This window comes from Thermomonas sp., from assembly GCF_035369645.1.
In the GTDB taxonomy this organism is placed as follows: Bacteria; Pseudomonadota; Gammaproteobacteria; order Xanthomonadales; family Xanthomonadaceae; genus Thermomonas.
The window spans coordinates 19,593-22,050 of sequence record NZ_DAOOUM010000003.1; the positions used below are offsets into that span (position 1 = coordinate 19,593).

General features: G+C 57.0%; 1 protein-coding gene and 1 pseudogene. Both read right to left on the bottom strand.

Annotated elements, in window-relative coordinates; all coding sequences use genetic code 11:
- Positions 1 to 476: pseudogene (locus PK789_RS01070) on the bottom strand (peptidase M4 family protein); the annotation flags it as partial.
- A gap of 758 nt (positions 477 to 1,234) precedes the next feature.
- Positions 1,235 to 2,458: M4 family metallopeptidase (locus PK789_RS01075; protein WP_324306487.1), on the bottom strand; the 1,224-nt coding region annotated here is incomplete at its 5' end.

A 2,458-nucleotide genomic window follows, 5' to 3' on the forward strand; every position in this document is an offset into this window, starting at 1 on the left:
GGGCCGGTACCCACCAGCGTGTGCTGGAGGTTGTCCCACTTCTTGATGACCTGCCCATTCACGGCGTCGATGATCACGATCGGGCGGGTCGGCTTGCCACCGGCCAATGAATCGGCGTAGAAGGTGACGGCATAGGCCAGGTGACCCTTGCCAGCGTCATCAATGAAGATGACCAGATCAGACTTCTCGTTGCGGCTCTGCATCCCGGCAATGCCGTTCCCCAGCGCAGCGCGCTTGCCGGCAACCAAGGCTGCGGCACTGTTGAAGGCCGGCTTGGTGGTACTGATATCGCGCTCCAATCCGGACACATAACTGCCGAACATGCCGCGGACATTGCCCGCGCCATCTTCACTGACGGCCACCCCTTGGCCGTAGACCGGAATGCCACGCCATGCTTGGTCATAGCGATAGTTGCGCACACCGCGATCGGCACGCGTGCTGCGCATCAACAGGGTGTTGCTGGCATCAGCACCCATGAACTGCTCATGGCGGCGGTGCGCAGTTGCGGCAATACCTTGAGTGGCCGACAACGACCGGTATTGCTGCTGCAACTGATTGAGATTGCGCTGATGTAGATCTGAACGGTTGGCAGCTTGGGCACCGACTGCGGAAAGCGAGAGCAGGATGGCGGCACTTAGCATGCTGGTGCTACGAAAGCGATTCACTTGGCATTACCCCTGGGTTGTTGGTTGAGTTTCCGCATCTGCGGTTTCGAACGAAACAACGACATCTAGCCTGCGTGCCCCTAGCGTGAATCGCCATGTTTTGCACATCAGACAGCGCCCTGAACCTGAACGGTGTCGAAAGCGATGGCGGACATTCCGACGCATTGACGGCAAAGTCAAGAACCATGCGTTATGTCACAATAACCAAAAGTTATTAAATGCAGAAATCACTTGTAAATCAGTCACTAAAGCAACTATTTTTCTGTTATTAAGACGCCATCACAAAAGTGAACTGGGTCACATCGGACTCGGATGCCGCACCGCAACATCAATGTGCGCTGCCGAAATTTGTCAGCTTGTGACAATTCGCGCCCGGGAAATTGGTCACAGCAGCAAGAGTGCGTTCATGCTCTGCCACTGCTCAGCGAATCACCAAAATCGCTCAGGCAATCGGCTTTACGCCCCGCGTTGTTCTGCCATGAAGCAACAAACCCCGACGCTTGTCGGGGTTTGTTATTGCTGGCGGGCCCACGATCGAGCTGCCCTGTTTTGCTCAAGCACGGATCAGATCAGGCGCACTTCACACCCACTGCAGTAAATGCCGCAGTCACGCTGGCCTTGGTGTAACCCAACGCCGTAGCGGCCTTTTCGACCCCACACGCGCCTTGGTTGAAGGTACTGCCAGACGTCCAATAATCGCGATTGGCACGCGCAAAGACTTGGAACGCTTTCTTGGTGGTCCAGCCCGAGGTCTTGGCGAGCAGGCAGAATGCCTTGTTGTAAACGCCGGAGGTGTAGTGCACGTCCATCGTGCTCTTGTACTTGGAGGCGTTATCGATCGAGCCACCGTCCTGCGGCGGGTTGCACATATAGCGCAGCGCACCCGTGCTCTTGAATATCTGCGCGCCCACCAACCAGTCATTGCTGCCGTGGTCGTAGTACTCGGCAGCCTCGCCAGCCATATCCGAGAAGGCTTCGTTCATGCCACCCGACATGCCCGAATAGGTCAACCCCGAATTTTGTTCGGTGAATCCGTGCGAGACCTCATGCGATGTCACATCCAAGCTGACCAGTGGATAGAACGTGCTGGCACCATCACCAAAGTACATCGCGGTACCGTTCCAAAACGCATTTTCATAGCTGGTCTTGTAATGCACCTTCATCACCAGCTGGATGGTCAGCGGCTTCTGTCCCATATAGGCGTTGTACATGCCGAAAATGACACTGCCAAAACGATGCGCGTCATTCATCGGTGAATAGGCACCATTGATCGACTTCACGGTATTACGCGGGCAGGCAAACGAAAACGCGGTGCTGCCGGCAGTGCCGCCGTTGAGGTTGACGGTCTTGACCTGGGTATTACTGAGCGAACACGTGGTGCCGCTCTTGGTGACATCCAGATACGGGTGGGTGGTGGTGTTGCTGCCGTATTCATACTTGCCGGTCTTGGCATTGCCCCCGGGGCCGGTGCCGATCAAGGAGCCGGTCTGCAGGTTTTCCCACTGCTTGAGCACTTTTCCGCTGCGCGCATCCACCATGACGGTGGGGCGCGTTGCGCGCCCGGCCGCCTGCGCATCGGCAAAGTAGCTGACCTTGTACGCAAGGTGCCCCACCCCGGCATCATCGATAAATACCACGACATCGCTACTTTCATTGCTGGTCAGCATCCCGGCGATGCCATTGCCCAACCCAGCACGCTTGCCCACAACCAGCGCCTGCGCCGCAGTCATTGCCGGTCGCGTGCTGACGATGTCCTGATCCAAACCGGAGATCAGGTTGCCGAACATGGTGCG